Raw genomic sequence first — 21,904 nt, forward strand, 5'->3', positions numbered from 1 at the left:
AGACACCCCCTAACGGGTGTCGGCGGCCGGGGTGCGGAACGCCTCCAGCAGCCGGTCCGCCGCCAGCGTCGCCGTCAGCGTGCCGTCGCGGACCTCCTGTTCGAGGGCGGGCGCGAGCCGGCGCACCTCGGGGTGGGCGTGCAGCCGGGCGAGCAGCTGGTCGCGGACCATGGACCAGGTCCAGCCCACCTGCTGGTCGCGGCGCTTGGCCTCCAGCGCGCCGGTGGCCTCCAGCACCCGGCGGTGCTGCTCCAGCCGCTCCCACACCACGTCGAGCCCGGTGTTCTCGCGCGCCGAGCAGGTGAGCACCGGCGGGTTCCACGGGGCGTCGGGGGGCTGCAACAGCCGCAGGGCGCCCGACAGTTCGCGGGCGGCGGACTTGGCGTCCCGGGCGTGGGGGCCGTCCGCCTTGTTGATGGTGACGACGTCGGCCAGTTCCAGGACGCCCTTCTTGATGCCCTGCAGCTGGTCTCCGGTGCGGGCCAGGGAGAGCAGCAGGAAGGTGTCGACCATGTCCGCGACGGCCGTCTCGGACTGGCCCACGCCGACGGTCTCCACCAGCAGCACGTCGTAGCCGGCGGCCTCCATCACCACCATGGACTCCCGGGTGGCGCGGGCGACCCCGCCGAGCGTCCCGGCACTCGGCGAGGGCCGTACGAAGGCGCTGGGGTCGACGGCCAGCCGCTCCATCCGGGTCTTGTCGCCCAGAATGGAGCCGCCGGTGCGGCTGGAGGACGGGTCGACGGCGAGCACCGCCACCTTGTGGCCGAGCCCGGTGAGCATGGTGCCCAGGGCGTCGATGAAGGTCGACTTGCCCACCCCGGGCACCCCGCTGATGCCGACCCGCCGCGCCCCGCCGGTGTGCGGCAGCAGTTCGATCAGCAGCCGCTGGGCGAGGTCGCGGTGGTCGGACCGGGTGGACTCGACGAGGGTGATGGCGCGGGCGATGTACGCGCGCTTCCCGTCGAGCACACCCTTGGCGTACTCCTCGATGTCGATCGTCCGTGGCATTACAGCTCGTGGCCGAGGTCGGCGGCCAGCTTCCGTACCAGGTCGTGGGCGGCGTCCGGGATGACCGTGCCCGGCAGGAAGACGGCGGCGGCACCGGCCTCGTGCAGGGTCTGGACGTCCTGCGGCGGGATGACGCCCCCGACGACGACGGTGATGTCCTCGCGGCCCGCCTCGGCCAGCTGCTCGCGCAGCGCGGGCACCAGTGTGAGGTGTCCGGCGGCCAGCGACGAGACGCCGACGATGTGCACATCGGCCTCCACCGCCTGCCGGGCGACCTCCTCCGGCGTCTGGAACAGCGGGCCGACGTCGACGTCGAAGCCCAGGTCGGCGAAGGCGGTCGCGATCACCTTCTGGCCGCGGTCGTGCCCGTCCTGGCCCATCTTGGCGATCAGGATGCGGGGGCGGCGGCCCTCGGCGCTCTCGAACTTCTCCACCAGCGCGCGGGTGCGGTCCACGCCGGACGACGGTCCGGCCTCGTCTCGGTACACACCGGAGATCGTACGGATCTGGCCGGAGTGGCGGCCATAGACCTTCTCCAGGGCGTCGGAGATCTCCCCGACGGTGGCCTTGGCGCGGGCGGCGACCACGGCGAGCGCCAGCAGATTGCCCTCCATGCCGCCGCCGGGGCCGGATTCGGCGGCGGCGGTGAGTGCGCGCAGCGCGTCCTGGCAGGCGGTCTCGTCGCGCTCGGCGCGCAGCCGCCGCAGCTTCTCGAGCTGCTGGGCGCGCACCGAGGAGTTGTCGACCGCCCGGACCTCGATTCGCTCGTCACTGTCGACCCGGTACTTGTTGACGCCGATCACCGGCTGGCGGCCGGAGTCGATCCGCGCCTGGGTGCGGGCCGCGGCCTCCTCGACCCGCAGCTTGGGGATGCCCGCGTCGATGGCCTTGGCCATGCCGCCGGCCGCCTCGACCTCCTCGATGTGCTGCCAGGCGCGCCGCGCGAGGTCGTGGGTCAGCCGCTCGACGTAGGCGCTGCCGCCCCACGGGTCGATCACCCGCGTGGTGCCCGACTCCTGCTGGATCAGCAGCTGGGTGTTGCGGGCGATCCGGGCGGAGAAGTCGGTGGGCAGGGCCAGGGCCTCGTCGAGGGCGTTGGTGTGCAGCGACTGGGTGTGGCCCTGGGTGGCGGCCATGGCCTCGACACACGTACGGGTCACGTTGTTGAAGACGTCCTGCGCGGTCAGCGACCAGCCGGAGGTCTGCGAATGGGTGCGCAGGCTGAGCGACTTGGGGTTCTTCGGGTCGAACTGCCTGACCAGCTTGGCCCACAGCAGCCGCGCCGCCCGCAGCTTGGCGATCTCCATGAAGAAGTTCATGCCGATCGCCCAGAAGAACGACAGCCGCGGCGCGAACGCGTCCACGTCCATCCCGGCGTCGAGCCCGGCCCGCAGGTACTCCACCCCGTCCGCGAGGGTGTACGCCAGCTCCAGGTCGGCCGTGGCCCCGGCCTCCTGGATGTGGTAGCCGGAGATGGAGATGGAGTTGTAGCGCGGCATCCGCTGCGAGGTGTAGGCGAAGATGTCGGAGATGATCCGCATCGACGGCTGCGGCGGATAGATGTAGGTGTTGCGGACCATGAACTCCTTGAGGATGTCGTTCTGAATGGTCCCGGCCAGCTTCTCGGGCGGCACGCCCTGCTCCTCGGCGGCCACGATGTAGAGCGCGAGGATGGGCAGCACCGCGCCGTTCATCGTCATCGACACCGACATCCGGTCCAGCGGGATGCCGTCGAAGAGCTGCCGCATGTCGTAGATCGAGTCGATGGCCACGCCCGCCATGCCGACGTCCCCGGTGACCCGGGGGTGGTCGCTGTCGTAGCCGCGGTGGGTGGGCAGGTCGAAGGCGACCGACAGGCCCTTCTGCCCGGCCGCGAGGTTGCGGCGGTAGAACGCGTTGGACTCCTCGGCGGTGGAGAAGCCCGCGTACTGCCGGATCGTCCAGGGCTGGTTGACGTACATCGTCGGGTACGGGCCGCGCAGATACGGCGCCACGCCCGGGTAGGTGCCCAGGAAGTCCAGCCCGTCCAGGTCCTCGGCGGTGTACAACGGCTTGACGCCGATGCCCTCGGGGGTGTCCCACACCAGGTCCTCGACGCCCTTGCCGACGCTGTCCTGCACGGCGGCGGCCCAGGCGGCGAAACCGGCACCGCTGCCGGGCGCCGGTCCGTCCGCCGGTCCGTCGAACTCGACGGCCGAGAAATCCGGGATCCTGCCCGCTTCGGCCGGATTGCCGCCCATCACCGCACCCCCATGATGTCCAGAGCCGAGGACAGCACCTCGACCGCGTCACAGCCGACGTGGACAAAGCCGTCCACCCCGGCCCGCTCGTACTCGTCTTGCAGTGTCCCGGGCCGCCCGGCCAGCAGGACCCGGGCCGCCCCGGCGGCCTTCAGCCGCGCCGCCACGGCCGCCGCCTGTTCCGCGTAGACCTTGTCGCCGGAAGCCAGGCAGGCCACCGTGGCGCCGCTCGCGGCGAACGCCTCGGCCACCGACTCCGCGTCGACCGTCGCCGGTTCCTGCACGGTCTCGATGCCGCCCGCCTGGAAGAGGTTGGCGGCGAAGGAGGCGCGGGCGGTGTGCACGGCCGCGGGCCCCAGCGCGGCCAGGAACACCCTCGGCCGGGCGCCCCGGTCGGCCGCGTGCGCGTCGGAGCGGGCGCGCAGCGCCTCGTACGCCTCGTCGCGGCGCACCCGCGGCAGCCCACCACCGGGCCGCTCGGGAGCGGCGGCGCGCTCGACCGGCGGCTCGGCCAGGTGCGGGAACTCGCTCACGCCGGTGATCGGCTCCTTGCGGCGGGCGAGGTCGCGCGAGCGGCGCTCCCAGGTGGCGGCCAGCCGGTCGCGCACCAGCCCGGAGGCGAGGGCGGCGGCCAGTCCCCCGGCCCGCTCGATCTCCTGGAACCAGGCCCACGCGGCGCGGCAGATGTCCTCGGTCAGCGACTCGACGTACCAGGAGCCGCCGGCCGGGTCGATCACCCGGGCCAGCCCCGACTCCTCCAGCAGGATCGTGGAGGTGTTGCGGGCGATACGGCGGGCGAAGTCGTCCGGCAGGCCGATCGCGCTGTCGAACGGCAGCACCGTGACCGCGTCGGCGCCGCCGACGCCGGCGGCCAGGCTCGCCACGGTGGTGCGGAGCATGTTCACCCACGGGTCGCGCCGGGTCATCATCACCGGCGAGGTGACGGCGTGCTGGCGCTGGGCGCACCCCGGTGCGCCCGTCGCCGCCCCGCACGCCTCGGCCACCCGCGCCCACAGCCGCCTCGCGGCGCGCAGCTTGGCGATGGTGGTGAACTGGTCGGCGGTGGCCGCGTAGCGGAACTCCAGCTCGGAGCAGGCCGCCTCGACCGTCATCCCGGCCGCGGTCAGCGCGCGCAGATACGCCACTGCGGCGGCCAGCGAACAGCCCAGCTCCTGGGCCACCCCGCCGCCCGCCTCGTGATACGGCAGCGCGTCCACGGTGAGGGCCCGGACGCCGCGGTGGTCGCGGTAGCAGGCGACCGCCAGGCCGGCGGCGGCCGCGAGGTGGGCGGGCAGGTCCGCGTCCCGGCCGGTGCGGGCCACCAGGCCCAGCGGGTCGGCGCCCAGGTTGCCGAGCGCCGCGTGCGGCGGCACCCGACGGTCGGCGTACAGCCGCAGCAGGGCGCGCGCCGCGGCCTCGAAGTCCGCACCCGCGTCGAGGACGACGGGCGCGAGGTCGAGGTAGACGCCCGCCAGGGCCTCGGGCAGCGCGTCGACGGCCACCCCGCCTTCGCCGACGGTCAGCCACACCGACCCGGCGCCGTTCTCCAGGTCCGCGAGCACGGCCCGGTTGGTGGAGCCCGCGTCCGGGTGGGCGTGCAGGGGGCGTACGTCCCAGCCGGAGACGGCGGATCCCGCGGGGCGCGCGCCGCGGAGATACGGGGCGAAGCCCGGGTAGCCGGAGTGGCCGGGGTCCTGGGGGGCGTCCTGGGCGGTGTAGAGGGGGCGGACGGTGATCCCGTCCTCGATCTCGGTCGCGAGGGCCGCTTCGGCCTGTACGCCCGTGGCGTCCGACGCGCCGGTTTTGCGCAGCACGCCTTCCACGAGGCGACGCCATTCGTCTCGCGTCACATCCGGGAATTCATCGGCTAGGGGAAGCCCGTCGGGCAGGACCGTCATGAAAGTGAGGCTAATGCGCTCGGCTAAAGGCGCAGCAGAGGGTAGAGCTGTGACCTTACTCTCGGCCCTGGCTGCCCGGCTCCAACCGATTACTCTCCGGTAAGTCCGGTGTTCATGGGGATCGTAGGGGTTGCCGCGACACCGCGCGAGGGTGCGGTCGCGGGGGCCGGTGTCCGGGGGCTCACGCCGTGCTCGCGGTACGCCGGCGACCATGGGAGAAGCGCTCTCACGCAGAGGCCCGCCCGGTGCGACGGGGGATGCACACCGGGCGGGCTCGATGACCTTTTTACCGCATCCGGCGGGGGTTATGCATCAAAAATCTGTTCGCTTCTTCATTCACCAGGCCACGGGGAGCGAGATCAGGCCACGTGCGCGGATCGAAGGCCGCCACCGCAGCTCCTCCCTGGGCACGTCGAGGCGCAGCCCCGGAAAACGGGACAACAGCGTGGCCAGAGCGATGTCGGTCTCCATCCGGGCCAGCGGTGCGCCGAGGCAGTAGTGGATGCCGTGGCCGAGGGCAAGGTGCCCGGATCGGCCAATATGCGGATTGAGTGCGTCCGGGTCCTGGAAGCGGGCCGGATCACGGTGTGCCGAGGCGATGGAGAGCAGCACCGTCTCCCCGGCGGGGATCGTCACGCCGCCGATCTCGATGTCCTCCCGGGGGAAGCGGCGGATCGCGAGCGGGGCCGGGGCCTCGTAGCGGGCCAGCTCGTCGAAGGCGGCCGGGACGCGGGCGGGGTCCGCGCGCAGTTCCTCCAGCAGACCGGGATGGTCGAGCAGGGAGAGCACCGAGTTGGCGATGAGGTGAACCGTGTTCTCGTACCCCGCGAGCAGGATGAGGAAGGCCAGCGAGGTCAGCTCGTCCTCGCTGAGCCGGTCGTCCCCGCCTCCCGTCTCCTCGTCGCGCACCCTGATCAGGTCGGACAGCAGATCGTCGCCGGGTTCGGCGCGCTTCTTCGCGATGAGGCCGGTGTAGAAGCGCAGCATGGCGCCGACCGCCTCCTTCGCGGCCTGGGGCCGCGCCGGGTCGGGGGTGATCAGCGCGTCGCTCCAGGCGCGGAAGTCGCGGCGGTGGCCCTCCGGGACGCCGAGCAGATCGCAGATGACGATGATGGGCAGCTGTCCGGCGTACGTGGCGAGCAGATCCGCGCGGCCCTCCGCCTCGATGGCGTCGAGCAGTTCACCGGCGACCCGGCGGACCGGTGCGCGCAGCTTCTCGACCCGGGCGGGGGTGAACGCCTTGGCCACGAGGCGGCGCACCCGGGTGTGGTCCGGCGGGTCCATGTTGAGCAGGTTCGCGTCCAGGGCGGGCGGCAGGGAGAAGCCGCTGAAGTTGCCCGGCGCGGCGTGGCGCTTGTCCACCGAGAGGCGTGGGTCGGCGAACGCCCGCCGCACATCGTCGTAGCGGGTGACCAGCCAGGCGGGGCGGCCGTCGGCGCCGGCGATCCGGTGGACCGGGCCCGCCTCCCGGAGCGCGGCCAGGGCCGGATACGGATCTTCGAGCAGCGCGGCGGTGTCGGCGGTGTCGGTGGTGTCCTGCATGGCTCCCGACCTTAGAGAGTGCCGTCGGTCCAGATCAGTGGCCGGGAGGCGGCGCCGGGGCTGAATCTCCCCGACGCCGCCTGCGCCACGGGCGGCCCCGACCCCCGTCCAGGGCCACCTCGTCCTTGATCCCCCCCGTTCACCGCCGCGGGCCGTGCCTTTCTGCTTGAATCAGCAAACCGCGTCCGAGCGCCGCCGCTCCCCCTTCGGCAGCAAGTTGCCAATCGCCGCACCGCGCCGCTTGAGCCTTGACACGCGGGATCCCGGGGGGCCGCACAGCGGCGGTCAGCAGGGGCGACGATGGGGTGGTTCGGGCCCGGTCGCCGCCGCGTCGAGCCGGCGCGATCGTGGTGACGGGCCGTCAGGCCGGGCTCGCCCCGCGCGAATCCCCGCCGCCGGATGTCCGGCCCGGCAGGATGCGGGGGGCCGCCACCGGCATCGGGAAGGATCAGCGGCGGTGCGGCGGCCGGCGCCGCCGTCGCGCGCCGCGCGTCATCGCGGCGTCTCCCCCGACTCGCCGGGAGCGGACCGGCCGCACGCCCCGGCGGTGCGCCCCGCTTGGCCGACCCGCTTGGCCGGCCCGCTTGGCCGACCCGCTTGGCCGACCCGCTCGCCGGGCACGTCGTACACCAGCGGCCCGCCCCCGCACCCGTCGGGGTGCGCCGGGAGGACGTACGGGATCATGGGCGGACGGCTCTGACGGGCCATCATTGGGCGGGCGTTTCGGGCGGATCCGCGCTCGCCGCCCACAGACCGGCCGGCGAGCCGGCGAAGGAGGAGCGGGGCTGTCGGCCGAGCGGCCGGGCCGCGGCCCCGATGTCCGCTTGCTGCCAGCGGACAGCGGCCGGACCGGAGCAGGCGCCGGTCACGAACAGCGTCGTACGGACCGGCGGCCGTCCCCGTCGTCCGGCATGGAGGCGACGGTGGTGCCGCTCAGTCCACGCTCTGGAGGATGTGCGGCTCGGCCAGATCGTCCTCGTAACCGGCGAGACGGATCGGCGCGGAACGCGCCCACACCTCCAGACTGCCCACTTCCGGCGGCTCCGCCCGCCTCCTGCCGTTCTCCGTATGTGACTCGTCGCTCATCGTCTGCTCGGGGGCCACCGCACACTCCTTCGTGGTCGGCCGAACCGGATCTGTCGTCAGGTTAACGAGCACTTGAAGGCTCCGCCCGTCGATTCCCAAGGACTGGACAAACACCGAGGACCCCGGCCGAACGCTCCGCGCCGAGTGGCCACCGGCCGCCATCCGTGGTGAGCTTGGGCGGGAGGGGGTGGGGCTTGTGCCGGCCGAACGGGCGAGGAGCCCATGGGGCGCCCGGCCCGTGTCCGGGCTGCTCGCGGCGCTCCTCGTGCTCGCCACGCTGGGTGGTTGCCGCGGCGGGGCGGGCCCGGACGGGAGCGCGGAGCGCGGCCGCTCCCCCTTCACCGGGCAGTCCGCGAGGCCCGCGCCCGTCCTCGCCGTGAAGATCGACAACACCGGCCGAGCCCGCCCCCAGACCGGCCTCGGCGCGGCCGACCTCGTCTATGCCGAGCAGGTGGAGGGCGGGTTGAGCCGGCTGCTCGCGGTCTTCTCCGGCCGGCTGCCCGCCACCGTGGGGCCGGTGCGCAGCGCCCGCGAGAGCGATCTGGAACTGCTGCGCCAGTTCGGGCGCCCGGCGCTCGCGTACTCGGGCGTCCAGTCCCGGCTGCGGTCCACCGTGGACGCCGCGCCGCTGTACCCGCTGCCGCCCGGTACGGCGCCGCGCGCCTACTTCCGCGGTACGGAGCACCCCGCGCCGCACAACCTGTACGTGCGCCCCAAGGCCGCGCTGCGGGCGGCTCCGCACGCCTCGGACGCTTCGGACATCGGCTTCCGCTTCGGCGCCGCTCCGCCGGGCGGGGAGCCCAGGAGGCGGCAGACGGTGCGCTATCCGTCCGCGGGCTTCACCTTCACCTGGTCCGCCACCGGCAAGCGGTGGCTGGTGGCGATGGACGGCACCCCGGCCCGCACCACCGACGGCGGACCGCTGGGCGCCGCCACGGTCGTGGTGCAGTACACGACGGTCCGCTCCTCGCGCTTCCACGATGTGCTCGGCAGCGTCACGCCCTTCACCGAGACGGTCGGGTCGGGCACCGCGCTGGTGCTGCGCGACGGCAAGGCGTACGAGACCCGCTGGTCACGGCCGGGGGCGGGGGGCGGCACCACCTTTACGACCACGGACGGTGACCGGATGACGTTCGCTCCGGGCCCGGTGTGGGTGGTCCTCGCGGCCCGGTGAGCCGTCTCACTGGGTGGACGATCGCGGCGTGCACAGCGCCCGGGGCGAGGAGATCCGAGGTATCGCCGCCCCGGCAGGCCGGTCGAGACATTTCGGCCCACCATCTCGGGCCTCCCATCCGATGTTTCTGGTGCGCGAGGGGTTCCGGTTCCTCCGGAAGGGCTGCATCATGCCGAGGGGTTCAGCCCGGGGAACTCCAGGCATGTACGTGACCATGCCTGCGACCAGGGCTTCCCCGGTCCCCGAACGCCGGACGGCTGGATCTCGAAACCCTGGAGTGTCATGTCACCCGCACCCACCAGAAGGACCGTCGTCGGTGGCGCCCTGGCCACCGGGACCCTCGGGCTCACCGCGCCGGTCACCGTCGCCCACGCGGCCGCCGCCACGGCCCCGGACGCCGCCCGGCAGACCTCCCCCGACCCCTGGACCACCGTCCTGGACGACGCCGACATGGTCTGGCGGAAGATGCCCAGGACCTGGTACGAGGGCCCGTACCTCGGCAACGCCCGGCTGGGCTCCGGCATCTACGCCGATCCGGACACCCCGGGGGCCGTCCGGTTCAACGTCCAGCACACCGAAGTGCAGGACCACCGGCCCGGGTTCGGCTCGCTCTTCGGGCTCGCCCGGCTTCCGATCGGCCACTTCACCCTGGAGCCGGTCGGCACGATCACGGCCGTCGACTGGCGGCTGCGCCTGCGCGACGCGGAGCTGACCGGCACGATCACCACCGACCGGGGCACGCTGACCCTGCGCGCGCTGGTCCACAACTCCCGCTCGGTGATGGCCATCGAGGTCACCCCCACCGGTGGCGAGACGGAGTTCCGCTGGGTGTTCCACCCGGCCGAGGCCATCAGCCCGCGCGTCGCGTTCAAGCCGGTTCCCGACGGCTACACCGGCAATCCCCCGGCCACCGTGGAGGAGCGCCACGGCATCCGGGCCGCCGTACAGCCGCTGCTCGCGGGCGGGCAGCACGTGACGGCCTGGCGCGAGCGCACCCGCTCCCGGCGCCGCACCCTCTACGTCACGGTCGCGCACTCCCACCCCCGCACCACCGCCCGCGACCGCGCGGTGAGGACCGTCCGGGCCACCTCGGCGCTGCCGTACGACGTGCTGGCGGCCACCCACCGCACCTGGTGGCACGCGTACTACCGCAAGAGCTTCCTCTCGCTCCCCGATGCCCGCCTCCAGCGCTTCTACTGGATCCAGCTGTACAAGGTGGCCTCGGCGGCCCGCGCCGACGCGCCCGTGATGGCCACCTGCGGGCCGTGGCTGGAGTCCACGCCGTGGCCCGCCACCTGGTGGAACCTCAATGTGCAGCTGGAGTACTGGCTGATCCACGGCTCCAACCACCTGGAGCTGGACGCCGTGACCCGCGCCCTCGGCGAGTTCCGCGACAACCTCTCCAACCAGCTCGACACCCCCTACCGCAAGGACTCGGCGGGCATCCCGCGCACCACCGACATCCACCTGGTCAACGGCGGCTCGGTGACGAACGGCGGCTTCGCCGTCGGCATACCCGGCCAGGACCCGCCCACCCCCGAGGTCGGCAACCTCACCTGGGCGCTGCACAACGTGTGGCTCAGCTACCGCCACACCATGGACATCACGATCCTCCGGGACGTGGTCTTCCCGCTCCTGCGCAAGTCCGTCGCGTACTACCTCCACTTCCTCGCCCCCGGCAGCGACGGCAAGCTGCATCTGCCCGCCACCTTCTCGCCCGAGTACGGGGTGAACGCCCCGGACTGCAACTACGACCTGATGCTGCTGCGCTGGGGCTGCGCCACGCTGCTGGACTCGGCGAAGATCCTCGGCGTCGACGATCCGTCGGCCCCGCGCTGGCGGGAGGTGCTGACGAAGCTCACCCCGTATCCGGTCGACGAGAACGGCTTCATGATCGGCGCGGGGGTTCCGTTCGCCAAGTCCCACCGCCACTACTCCCACATGCTCGCCGTCTATCCGCTGTACGAGGTGACCTGGGAGGACCCCGGCCGACGGAAGCTGATCGAGACGTCCCTGAACCACTGGGTCGGCTTCGAGGGCGCGCTGCAGGGCTACACCTTCACCGGCGCCGCCTCGATGTCCGCGCAGATGGGGCGCGGCGAGGACGCGCTGAAGTACCTGGGCGAGCTGATGACCCGCTTCATCCAGCCGAACACCCTGTACAAGGAGTCGGGTCCGGTCATCGAGACCCCGCTGTCGGCCGCGCAGTCGCTGCACGACATGGTGTGCCAGAGCTGGGGCGGGGTGATCCGGGTGTTCCCCGCGCTGCCCGCCGCCTGGCGCGATCTGATGGTGCACGACTTCCGCACCCAGGGCGCGTTCCTGCTGAGCGCGGCGCGCGAGGGCGGGGTGACCCGCTGGGTGCGGCTGCGCAGCGAGGCGGGCGCGCCCTGTGTCGTACGGCATTCCCTGCCCGGGAGCATCGAGGTGCACGACGAGCGCGGGCGGCGGCTGCCGTACGAGCGGGTCGGCGCGGGGACGATCCGGATCGCGCTGGGCAAGGGGCGCGAGGCGGTGATCACGGCACGCGGCGATCACCCGGACATGACGGTCGGGCCGGTCGAGCCGAACGAGGCGGCGCCGCGTTGGGGGCTCCCCGGCTCCTGACGCCACGTCACGCGGTACGGGGCGGGTGCGGGCCCGCCCCGTACCGCGCGGAACCGTAGGGGGATGGGTCACAGCGCGTGCCGGTCAGGCGTGCCCCGGCCATTCCGGGTTACCCATGAGACATGGGACCGATCAGTGATATCGACCGGCAACTGTTCGCGCGGGTCGCAGCCGGCCGGCTGCGGGGCGCTCATCCCCTGCTGCCCCGGCTGAGCCGGGCCGCCGACCACGGCAAGCTGTGGTTCGGCACGGCCGCCGTGCTCGCGGCGGTGGGCGGGCGCACCGCGCGGCGGTCGGCGCTGCGGGGCATCGGCTCGCTCGCGGCCGCCTCGATGGCGTCGAACCTGGTGGTGAAGTGGACCGTGGAGCGGCGCCGCCCGGGGATGGACGCCGTGCCGCTGGTCCGGCGGCTGCGCCGGCAGCCCTGGACCAGTTCCTTCCCCTCCGGGCACTCCGCCTCGGCGGCCGCCTTCGCGGCCGGGGTCGCCATCGAGTCGTCCCGGTACGGCACCCTGGTCGCCCCGCTCGCCGCCGCGGTCGCCGTCTCCCGGGTCTATGTGGGCGTCCACTACCCGAGCGATGTGGTGGCCGGGGCCGCCCTGGGGGTCGGGGCCGCCGCGCTGACCTGCCGCTGGTGGCCGCCGCGGCCGGAGACCCCGGCGCGGGCCCGGCCGCGGGTCTCGGCGCCCGCCATGCCCAAGGGCGAGGGGCTGGTGGTGCTCGTCAACCACAGCGCGGGCAACGCGACGGCCACGGGCGGGTTCACCGACGCCGAGCAGCTGGAGGTGCTGCTGCCCGCGGCCGAGATCATGGAGTGCGGGCCCGACGACGACTTCATGACGCTGCTCGGCCAGGCCGCCCGCCGGGCCGCCGAGCGGGCCGGGGCGCTGGGGATCTGCGGCGGGGACGGCAGCGTCAACGCGGCGGCGGCGCTCGCCGCCGAGCGCGGGCTGCCGCTGGCCGTCTTCCCCGGCGGCACCCTCGACCACTTCGCGCTGGACATCGGCGTACCGAACTTCGAGGACACCGCGCACGCGGTGACCGAGGGCGACGCGGTCGCCGTGGACCTCGCCCGGGCCACCCCGATCGCCGGGGGCGAGGGGACCAGCCACTTCGTCAACACCTTCAGCCTCGGCTTCTACCCCGAGCTGGTGCGGATCCGCGAGAGCCTGCAGGGCCGGCTGGGCAAGTGGCCGGCGGCCGCCGTCGCGCTCGGCCGGGTGCTGCGCACGGCCACCCCCATGGAGATCGAGGTCAACGGGCACCAGCGGCGGCTGTGGGTGCTGTTCGTCGGCAACGGCGGCTACTCCCCCGAGGGGTTCGCGCCCGCGTACCGCCAGCAGCTCGACGACGGGCTGCTGGATGTCCGGGCCATCGACGGGGACCAGCCGCTGGCCCGGACCCGGCTGCTGTTCTCGGCGCTGACCGGCACCCTCGGGCGCTCGCGCGTCTATACGACCCGCCGGATGCGGCAGCTGCGGCTGTCCGGGCTGCAGGCCCTGGACACCCGCGCCTACGACGGTGAGGTCGCCGCGGAGCCCGCGGAGGCGCTGCTGATCGACAAGCGGCCCGGGGCGCTCACCGTCTACCGGCCCGCCCAGCCGCAGAACGAACTGCTGCAGCGGGCCCGCACGGCCGCCGCCAAGGCGAAGTGGTGGCATGCCGTACTACGCAAGTAGTACGGGCAAGTCTGTGCTCAAGGACGACGACGCGGCGGGGTCCGACCCTCAAGGATGAGGGCATGGACGGAAGTGGATCGGCCCAGGGGGCCTCGACGTGACCTCGCTCGCGCTGTCGGTGCTGCTGGCACTGGCCTCGTCGGTGTGCTACGCCGCCGGGGCCATCCTCCAGGAGCATGTCGCGGCGACCACGCCGCTGGGCGCCATCGGGCCGCTGCGGCGCGGGCGCTGGTGGGCCGCGGTGGTCCTGAACGGGGCCGGTGCGGTCCTCCACGTGCTCGCGCTGGCCTACGGTCCGCTGAGCGTGGTGCAGCCGCTGGGCGCGCTCACCATCGTCTTCGCGCTGCCGATGGCGGCGGTGTTCGTACGGCGCCCGGTCGGCGCGGCGGGCTGGCGGGGCGCGCTGCTGGCCACCGCGGGGCTGGCCGGGCTGCTGTCGCTGACCGGTACGTCGCGGGCCCAGGCGCTGTCGGACGGGGAGCGGGTCACGGTGACCGTGGTCACGCTCTCCTTCGTCGCGGCGCTGGTGCTGGTCGCGCGCCGGCTGCCGCCGGGCGGGCTGCGCGGGGGGCTGCTGGCCACCGCCGCGGGGACCGCCTTCGGTATCTCCTCGGTGTTCGTCAAGAACGTCGCCGTGGAGGGGAGCTGGGGTTCTGGGGCCGGCGTCCTGCCCAGCCTCGTCATGATCGGGCTGCTGGCCGGGGGCGGGGTGCTGCTGTCCCAGGCGTCGTACCACGGGGCCGGGCTGGCGGCGCCGCTCGCGACGGCCACGGTGATCAACCCCGTGGTGGCGACGGTCGTGGGCATCACCGCGCTGGGCGAGCACTTCCGGCACGGCACGCCGGGCGCGCTGCTGGCGGTGCTCGCCGCGCTGGTGGCGACCACGGGGCTGGTGATGCTGACGGTGCACAACGCGGAGACCGGGGCGGACGCCGTGCGGCGGCCCGAGGACGACGGCCCCGACGATCAGCCGCCCGCCCCCCGGGCCCCCGAGGCCCCGCCCCGGCTGACCCGCCGGATCCCCCGGCCCCGGCACCCGGTCCGCAGGCGCGCCCCCGACCGCGGCGAGGCGGTGCTCCAGACCCACCGATAGCGCCTCAGCGGGTGCGGTTCCGCCCGACGTACACGTTCCGGGCCCGGTAGTAGGTGTCGCCGCCGGGTCCGGAGGAGCCCGATGAGCCCTCCATCTGGAGGTTGATGATGAGCCACAGCGGTTTGCCGACGAAACCGGCGCCGCGGTGGACGGCCTTCCAGGTGCCGTCGAGGTAGTAGTGGATGTCCACGTCGGTGGCATTCACCTTGGTGATCCAGGCGCGGTAGGTGTGCCAGTTCCCGGGGCCGGAGACCCCGACGATCGTGCTGGAGACGTCCGAGGAGCTGCGGAAGGTGTTGAACCAGTTGTTGGAGTTGCCCTTGAACTCCAGGATGTCGCTCTCCGGCGGCCAGCTGTTGACGCCGGTCAGCCAGAAGGCGGGCCAGGTCCCGGCCGCGCTCGGTGCCTGGAACTCGCCCTTGACCTCGTAGTCGGGGAACTGGTCGGTCACCACGATCTGGTTCTTCGCGTGCACCGCGCCCGAGTGGTAGCGGATCGGCAGATGCGGGGACGAGCCGCTGGTGCCCTCGTCCCAGGTGATGCGGGTGGCCTTCAGGGTGAGCACCCCGGAGGCGAGCGTGATGTGGTTGTGGTCGGTGGAGCTGCCGTACATCCGGGCACTGCCGTTGTGGTCGGAGCCCCACGGGTAGAGGTAGTTCCACTCCGCCTCGAAGGCGCCGTAGCTCCCGAAGGAGCCGTTGATCACGTCTTCCCAGGTCGCCGCCGGCGCGGCGGCCGCCGGGCGGGGCCACCCGGCCAGGGCCGCGGCCCCGCCGAGGGCGGCTGCTCCGCCGAGGAATCTCCTGCGTCCGTAACGCCCGCCCGGTGCTGACACGCCACGCATGGCCGCCTCCCGAAGTCCGAAACTTCGAACACAAGCAAACAGGAGCCACCACAATCCCGCGGCCCCCAGAAGACGTCAACGGTTCGGGACGGAGCCCGGCGGGGAAGGTCCGGCGCGGGACGGTGTGTTAACCGGACGGAGAATCAGGGCAACGCAGTCACCTGCGAAAACACACCCAGTGGGAGGGTCCGCCCCTCCCTAAGCCCCTCCCCATGCTCCAGGGCCCCGCCGAGTCCTGACAGTGGGCGCCAGCGGGCCCCGCGAAGCCCGTGTCAGCCCTGGATGCCCCGTGAAAGCTTCGCCACCGCTACTGCCAACGGCAGCACCACCAGCCCCCTTGATCACGTCCACCACCGGGAAGACCTTGACCCCGCGGCGGCGGGGATCAGCGAGGACAGGGAGGCGAACCAGAGACGGTCCGCCGTCTCGTACCGTACCCGCCCCCGCAGCTGGCGTCGCAGGACAGCGTTTTCGTGCCGCAGGACGAGAAGCTCAGCCTCCTTCGAGGTGTCCCGCCGTAGGAGCACTGCTGGGACAGAGAGAAGACATCGAGTCATCCGGTAGAGAAGCGACACGACCATCCAAAAGCAGGTCCTGACCGCACCGGCGGTGCGCCTGAGGCTCGGCCCGCTGGAGTTCGAGGACGCGGTGGGCCTCCTCCGGTCCCTGATCGGGGACGATCGCACCGACGCGGAGCCGACGGCGCTGGCCCGCACGGCCCTCAGGTGCGGCTTCCTCCCGCTCGCCCTCCGGGCCGCCGGGGTGTGGATCGCCACGCACCCCGCATGAGCATCGAGGAGTTCGAACCGCCACTGTGCGGCGGAGGGCGGCGTCCTGGACCTGGTCGGCACCGGCGACGAGGAATGCCTGCCCGCCGCACTCGACCGGGTGCTCCCTGCCGAGTTGCTCCGTCCGTAGCAGGGGCTGCCCGGCGGCCCGGCCTCGCACCATCGCGTCGGCCCTGTCCCCCATAGGCGGCGCCTGTGACGGCAGCTCGGCGCCGCGCCGGTACGACTCGCCGTATCCGGGCCGGTGGATACGGAGCGGACCGGCACGCCGCCGGCATCCTGCGGTGTCCTCCTACCGGTGTGTCACTTCCTCCTGGATGGTGTCGTCGTCGAGCGGGTGGGCGGTCTCGTCGGCGCGCACCTTGGCAAGGCCGCCCACGAGCACCGCGAGCACGATGGGTGCCAGGCCCGCGATCAGGAACAGGACCCGGTGGGAGAGCTGCTGCGACACCAGGCCGACGAAGGCGATCGACACGGGCATGAAGGCGATGGTGATCAGGAAGTCGAGTCCGGCGATCCGCCCGATCATCTCCATCGGCACCCGCCGTTGCAGGAGCGTGCCCCAGATGACCAGGCCGACGCTGAGCAGGGCACCGTAGACGAACAGGCTCGCGCCGATGACCCAGGGGTGGTCCGTGAGCGCGACCAGGCCGATCGGCAGGCAGCCCAGTGCCCAACTGCCCAGCATCGTCGTCAGGTAGCGCCGCGGCATGGTGAGGGAGCCGGCGACCAGCGACCCGGCCAGGCCGCCGAGACCGAGTACCGCGACGAGCAGTCCGTAGACGGTGGATCCGTTGTCGGACCGGGCCCGCACGAGGGCGGGGAGGAGCACCTCCAGCGGGCCGGTCACCAACAGCCCCATGAGCGCCGCGAAGACGACGCTCGCGAGGATCCACGGGGTGCGGGCCGCGAACCGGAACCCTTCGACGAGGTCGTGCACGGGATGCGTCCGGGTGGTCTCCGCCTCGGGTGCGCCCGGGGGAAGGCCCAGCGTGCACAGCAGCGCCGCGGCGAACACGGACACGGTCAGCAGCGCACCTGCCGCCGGAACGGTCGCGCCCACGAGTGCCCCGACGGCGGCGGGGGCGGCCGCCTGCTGGACGGACGGGCGCGTGGCCCCTTCGAGGCCGTTGACGGCCATGAGGTCGGAGGCGGGCACGACGACGGGAACGAGTGCGGTGTAGGCGGGGAAGAAGAACGCCGTGGCGGCCCCCACGGCGAACGCCGACACGCTGAGGTGCCACAGTGCGAGGCCGTCCGCGAGGGACAGCCCCGCGATGACTCCCGTCGTCGCCAGGTTGGCCACGAGCACCGCCAGCAGCACGGACCTCTTCGCGGCGCGGTCGGCGACCACACCGGTGGCGAACGCCGTCGCCAGCAGGCCCACGCCGGTCCAGACGACGACCGAGGCCAGCTCCGGCGCCGAGGCACCGAGCTCCAGCGCCTGGAGCGCGAGGTAGATGGTCCACGCGCCGTACCCGAAGAGGGCGAGGACCATGGCGGCGAAGAGGCGGCGGTAGCCGGGCCGGCCCAGGGGCGCGAGGACGGCGGGGAGGTGTCGCTTGGTCATGAGTCGGCCCTTCCGGCAGGCACGGGAGCGGTGGTGGACGGCGCCGGCGCGAGAGCGGCGAGACTCCGGCGCCCCGGGGTGGTGACGGCGGCCGGCGGCCGAGGGGCGGTCTCGCCGTGTCCCGCGAGCGTTGCTGCGGGGACGGCAGGGCGCAGAGGTCCGCCGGCAGACCGGCCGGGCCGGTACGGCCTGTGCGCGGCGCACGCCGCCAGGGCCGCGGGAGCGGCGTACCCGGGTGGTGCCGCCGGCCGGGGCCGGGAGCGGCGCCGGCGAGCGGGGCCCGTCAGGGCCAGTGCGGAAGGGGTGGCCGGCGTCGTCGACCACCGGCGCCCGGGCCGGCGGTCCTCGCTCGCATCGGTGAACTCGTGTATCGGTCGGCCGGCCTCAGGCCGGCCCCTTGCGGGGAATGCACCCACAGTGTGCTCCACAGGTTCGCTCCGGAACCGGGCAGCACGAAGAAGCCGCCCGGCACTGACACCGCGACGGTGGGCACGCGAAACGAGAGTTCAGGGCCGCACCGTCAGGCGCGGCGGCGGAGCTTCAGGGAACCGACACCTGGATACATGCCCGCCACCTTACACCTGCCCGGGCCGGTTCCCCGGCGCGGACAGGCCCCTGTCGCAGCGGAGTCGAGCTGTGGGGCACGGGTGTGCGGAGCGGTCGATGTCACCCGGCCTTGCGGCGGAAATTCGGCTTCTTGGCGCCTTTGCGGGACGTTCCGTTCACCTTGGAACGAGCGTCCTCGTGCGCCCGGCGTTCCCGGCTGAGGAGCTTCTTGCGCTCCAGTGCTTCCCGGAACTTCCGCTTGACGTCGCTCTCGATCTCGGTCTCGGACTCGGACTCGGCTCCGGATCCACCCTGGTTGTCCTGCATGTGAACCTCCCGCTGACGAACGACTGCCCGGGACACATTCGCACACGGCCTCGTCGTCCCGCGAGCAAGCGATCCGGGGCGTGGCGCATATTCAGCCATCGCATCACGCGGCCCCCTGTCAGCTCCGTCTGCTCTGCTATCGTGCCGACGTGGTCAGTTACTACTTCCTCTGATACCGCCACGGGAGTCCGGGCGACGAGGAGCACCGCGTACGCGGTTCCGCTCCGGCGCCGTCGAGGGTTCCCGGCAGGACGGTGACGCGGCTTCTCCTGCCGCTGATTGCGACGCCTCCCGGCCTCGCCTCTTCGCCTCCGTTTTTCGCGTCGCGCACCGTCGGGTGAGCCGTGTTCGCCGAGGCATTCTCTTCTTCCGCCGTCTGCCGTGGACCGCTCCCTTTTGGCCACACTGCCTCTTTTTCTCCGAATGGCGGATCACCCATGCAGAATGCACACCGTTCCGATACCGGCGCCGCGGCGCTCACCGGCACGTCGGAAAAGCTCCTTCCCACGCAACCGGAGACCGGTTCCTTCCAGGTCGTCCTCGACGACATCGTCCGAGCACCCGGCGGACGGCCGCTGTTGGACGGCATCAACCAGTCGGTGGCACTCGGCGAACGCGTCGGCATCATCGGTGAGAACGGATCGGGCAAGTCGACCCTGCTCCGCATGCTCGCCGGCGTGGACCGCCCGGATGGTGGCCAGGTCCTCGTCCGGGCCCCCGGCGGCTGCGGCTACCTCCCCCAGACACCGGACCTGCCCCCAGACGACACCGTGCGGGACGCCATCGACCACGCCCTCGCCGAACTGCGCTCCCTGGAGCGGGGGTTGCGTAAGGCGGAGCAGGCGCTGGCCGGGGCGGAGCCCGAGGAGCTGGAGGGCCTGCTCGGCGCCTACGGCGACCTGCTGGAGGCGTTCGAGGCCCGCGACGGCTACGCGGCGGACGCCCGTGTCGACGCGGCGATGCACGGCCTCGGTCTGGCGGGCATCACGGGCGACCGGCGGCTCGGCAGCCTCTCCGGAGGTGAGCAGGCGCGTCTCAACCTGGCCTGCCTGCTGGCCGCGTCCCCGCAGCTGATGCTGCTCGACGAGCCCACCAACCACCTCGACGTCGGGGCGCTGGAGTGGCTGGAGGAGCGCCTGCGGGCCCACCGCGGCAGCGTGCTGGTCGTCTCGCACGACCGGGTCTTCCTGGAGCGCGTGGCCACCGCCCTGTGGGAGGTGGACGGCGAGCGGCGCACCGTCAACCGGCACGGCGGCGGTTACGCGGGATACCTGCAAGCCAAGGCGGCCGCGCGGCGCCGCTGGGAGCAGACGTACCAGGACTGGCTGGAGGACCTGGCACGCCAGCGCGAACTGGCCCGCAGCGCCGCCGACAACCTGGCCACCGGTCCGCGGCGCAACACCGAGCGGTCGAACCAGCGCCACCAGCGCAACGTGGAGAAGCAGATCTCCGCGCGGGTCCGCAACGCCAAGGAGCGGGTCCGCCGGCTGGAGGAGAACCCGGTGCCGCGGCCCCCTAAACCCATGCGTTTCCGGGTCCGGGTGGAGGGCGGCGGCACGGTCGAGCGCGGCGGGGCACTCGCCGAGCTGTACAAGGTCACCGTCGGCACGCGGCTCGACGTCCCGTCCTTCACCGTCGACCCCGGTGAGCGCATCCTGGTCACGGGGCACAACGGCGCGGGCAAGAGCACCCTGCTGCGCGTGCTGGCCGGTGACCTGGCGCCCGATCAGGGCGAGTGCGAGCGCCCGGAGCGCATCGGCTGGCTGCCGCAGGAGACGGAGATCGCCGACCGGCAGCAGAGCCTGCTGGCGGCCTTCGCGGCGGGGCTGCCCGGCCCTGCGGAGGAACACCGGGGCGCGCTCCTGGGATTCGGGCTCTTCCGGCCCTCGGCGCTGGGCACCGCGGTGGGAGACCTGTCCACCGGGCAGTTGAGGCGGCTGGCCCTGGCCCGTCTGCTGCGCGATCCGGCGGACCTGCTGCTGCTCGACGAGCCGACGAACCACCTGTCGCCCGCGCTCGTGGAGGACCTGGAGGAGGCACTGGCGCACTACCGGGGCGCACTGGTCGTGGTCTCCCACGACCGCATGTTCGCGCAGCGGTTCACCGGCCGCCGCATGCACATGGAGGGTGGCCGCTTCGTGGAGTGAGACGGCCTCGGGCGAGGGGCACCGGCCGGGTCTCCGGTCCCGGCCGGTGCCCTGGTGACGCCGGTGCCCGGTGGGCGGCCGGGCGGCCGGCCGTCACCAGGAGACGATCTGGCGTTCCAATCCGCGGATCAGCATGCCCTGCTTCCACTTCAGTCCCGCGACCGGCTCGGCCAGGTCGAGGGTGGGGAAGCGCCGGACGAGGGCGGACAGGGCCTCCTGGAGTTCCAGTCGGCCCAGTTGGGCGCCGATGCAGTGGTGCGCTCCGTGCCCGAAAGCTATGTGCGCGTTGCGCGCACGGTGGAAGTCCAGCTCGTCGGCGTGGTCGAAGACCTCCTCGTCCCGGTTGGCCGACGCGAAGTGGACGACGCAGGGCTCACCGGCCCGCACGGTCACGGTGCTCAGCTCCACGTCCTCGGTGGCCACGCGGACGAAGCTGCCGGCGGACACGAGCGGTGTGTACCGCAGCATCTCCTCCACCGCCGCGGGCACGAGGGCCGGGTCGGCGACCAGCGACTCGTAGCGCTTGCGCTCGGTCAGCAGGAGGTGGACGAGGTTGGTGATCTGGTTGACCGACGTCTCGTGGCCCGCTATGAGCAGGCTCACGCCCATGTTGACGATCTCGCCCTTGGTCAGGTGGTCGTCGTTGTCGGTGGCGAGGGCGAGGGAGCCGAGCAGGTCCTCGGTGGGGGCGTCGCGGCGCTGGGCAACCAGGCCGTCCATGTAGACCATGAAGTCCTGCTGGACCTGCTGTATCTCCGCGGCGGTGAGCCGGGTCGAGGAGAGCATGGCGTCGGAGAAGGTCCGGAACAGGTCGCGGTCCTCCAGGGGCACGCCGAGCAGTTCGCAGATGACCGCGACGGGGAAGGGAACGGCGAGGAACTCGACGAGGTCGGCGGGTGAACCGTGCGCCACCATGTCGTCGAGCAGGGAGTCGACGAGGGCGCGGACACGGGGCCGCATCTCCTCCACTCGGCGTGCCGTGAAGGCCTTGCCCACGAGCCGCCGCAGCCGGGTGTGGTCCGGCGGGTCCTGGGCGAGGACGCCGTCCGGCTCGGGCGGGGTGGGGAACATCCGGGGGGTGGCGGGATCTGTGGCGGCCGCGGTGCTGAAGCGGGAGTCGCCCAGGACGATACGGGCGTCGGACATGCGGGTGACCAGCCAGGCCGTGCCCTCGCCGTAGGGCAGGCGCACCCTGGAGACGGGGTCGTCGCGGCGGAGTTCGGCGTAGTGCGGGTCGAGGTCCAGGGCGTGCGGCAGGCTGAACGGGTAGGCGGGTGCCGCGTCGGCCGATGTCGGTCCGGTGTGCGTGTCGGTCACAGCGGTGTCTCCTTTGCTGGAGGTGGTCCGGAGGT

At 72.9% G+C, this 21,904-nt stretch carries 15 protein-coding genes; 6 read left to right on the top strand and 9 right to left on the bottom strand.

Annotated features, from left to right (window positions below):
• Positions 1–9 precede the first annotated feature (9 nt).
• The 5 genes from meaB to ASC60_RS42365 all read right to left on the bottom strand — a co-directional run bounded on the left by meaB (position 10) and on the right by ASC60_RS42365 (position 7,795).
• On the bottom strand, positions 10–1,011 hold the full coding sequence (gene meaB / locus ASC60_RS28210; RefSeq protein WP_055555786.1) for a methylmalonyl Co-A mutase-associated GTPase MeaB: 1,002 nt from the start codon (positions 1,009–1,011) through the stop codon (positions 10–12).
• Positions 1,011–3,251 carry a methylmalonyl-CoA mutase gene (gene scpA / locus ASC60_RS28215; protein ID WP_055555787.1) on the bottom strand — a complete coding sequence of 747 codons (2,241 nt, stop codon included), beginning with the start codon at positions 3,249–3,251 and terminating at the stop codon, positions 1,011–1,013. Before scpA ends, meaB begins: the two co-directional genes overlap by 1 nt.
• Positions 3,251–5,149, bottom strand: coding sequence for a methylmalonyl-CoA mutase subunit beta (locus tag ASC60_RS28220; protein WP_055555788.1), 1,899 nt, complete (start codon positions 5,147–5,149; stop codon positions 3,251–3,253). The genes scpA and ASC60_RS28220 overlap by 1 nt, the downstream gene beginning before the upstream one ends.
• A 336-nt stretch (positions 5,150–5,485) precedes the next feature.
• Complete coding sequence (locus ASC60_RS28225) at positions 5,486–6,691, bottom strand: cytochrome P450 (RefSeq protein ID WP_055555790.1); 1,206 nt, start codon at positions 6,689–6,691, stop codon at positions 5,486–5,488.
• 933 nt (positions 6,692–7,624) lie between these two features.
• Positions 7,625–7,795: a hypothetical protein gene (locus tag ASC60_RS42365; protein ID WP_199831072.1), complete on the bottom strand. Its 171-nt coding sequence runs from the start codon at positions 7,793–7,795 to the stop codon at positions 7,625–7,627.
• A 220-nt stretch (positions 7,796–8,015) separates the two neighbouring features.
• Here ASC60_RS42365 and ASC60_RS28230 point away from each other — a divergent pair, with 220 nt between their 5' ends.
• The 4 genes from ASC60_RS28230 to ASC60_RS28245 all read left to right on the top strand — a co-directional run bounded on the left by ASC60_RS28230 (position 8,016) and on the right by ASC60_RS28245 (position 14,330).
• Positions 8,016–8,951, top strand: coding sequence for a DUF3048 domain-containing protein (locus ASC60_RS28230; RefSeq protein WP_055555792.1), 936 nt, complete (start codon positions 8,016–8,018; stop codon positions 8,949–8,951).
• A gap of 282 nt (positions 8,952–9,233) precedes the next feature.
• Positions 9,234–11,558 (top strand): glycoside hydrolase family 95-like protein, encoded by a 2,325-nt coding sequence (locus ASC60_RS28235; protein WP_055555794.1) that lies wholly within the window; start codon positions 9,234–9,236, stop codon positions 11,556–11,558.
• 122 nt (positions 11,559–11,680) lie between these two features.
• On the top strand, positions 11,681–13,237 hold the full coding sequence (locus ASC60_RS28240; RefSeq protein WP_055555796.1) for a phosphatase PAP2 family protein: 1,557 nt from the start codon (positions 11,681–11,683) through the stop codon (positions 13,235–13,237).
• A 97-nt stretch (positions 13,238–13,334) separates the two neighbouring features.
• Positions 13,335–14,330, top strand: a complete 996-nt coding sequence (locus tag ASC60_RS28245) for a DMT family transporter (protein ID WP_079038682.1) — start codon at positions 13,335–13,337, stop codon at positions 14,328–14,330.
• Positions 14,331–14,334: 4 nt separating this feature from the next.
• Here the strand turns inward: ASC60_RS28245 and ASC60_RS28250 are convergent, their stop codons facing one another.
• On the bottom strand, positions 14,335–15,174 hold the full coding sequence (locus tag ASC60_RS28250) for a family 16 glycosylhydrolase (protein ID WP_055555798.1): 840 nt from the start codon (positions 15,172–15,174) through the stop codon (positions 14,335–14,337).
• Positions 15,175–15,783: 609 nt separating this feature from the next.
• Here ASC60_RS28250 and ASC60_RS28260 point away from each other — a divergent pair.
• Entirely contained in the window at positions 15,784–15,963 is a 180-nt protein-coding gene (locus tag ASC60_RS28260) for a hypothetical protein (protein ID WP_055555802.1), read from the top strand.
• Between the two features lie 291 nt (positions 15,964–16,254).
• Here ASC60_RS28260 and ASC60_RS28265 read toward each other — a convergent pair whose 3' ends face one another.
• Together ASC60_RS28265 and ASC60_RS28270 are read right to left on the bottom strand one after the other, a co-directional pair.
• Positions 16,255–17,532: an MFS transporter gene (locus ASC60_RS28265; RefSeq protein WP_055555803.1), complete on the bottom strand. Its 1,278-nt coding sequence runs from the start codon at positions 17,530–17,532 to the stop codon at positions 16,255–16,257.
• A gap of 666 nt (positions 17,533–18,198) precedes the next feature.
• On the bottom strand, positions 18,199–18,405 hold the full coding sequence (locus tag ASC60_RS28270; protein WP_055555804.1) for a DUF5302 domain-containing protein: 207 nt from the start codon (positions 18,403–18,405) through the stop codon (positions 18,199–18,201).
• Positions 18,406–18,842: 437 nt separating this feature from the next.
• Here ASC60_RS28270 and ASC60_RS28275 point away from each other — a divergent pair, with 437 nt between their 5' ends.
• A complete protein-coding gene (locus ASC60_RS28275; protein WP_079038683.1) occupies positions 18,843–20,552 on the top strand; it encodes a TlrC/CarA/OleB/SrmB family ABC-F type ribosomal protection protein in 1,710 nt (569 codons plus the stop codon).
• A gap of 93 nt (positions 20,553–20,645) precedes the next feature.
• Here ASC60_RS28275 and ASC60_RS28280 read toward each other — a convergent pair whose 3' ends face one another.
• Positions 20,646–21,869 carry a cytochrome P450 gene (locus ASC60_RS28280; RefSeq protein ID WP_055555805.1) on the bottom strand — a complete coding sequence of 408 codons (1,224 nt, stop codon included), beginning with the start codon at positions 21,867–21,869 and terminating at the stop codon, positions 20,646–20,648.
• Positions 21,870–21,904 lie beyond the last annotated feature (35 nt).

The organism is Streptomyces sp. NBRC 110028 (assembly GCF_001417735.1).
In the GTDB taxonomy this organism is placed as follows: Bacteria; Actinomycetota; Actinomycetes; order Streptomycetales; family Streptomycetaceae; genus Streptomyces.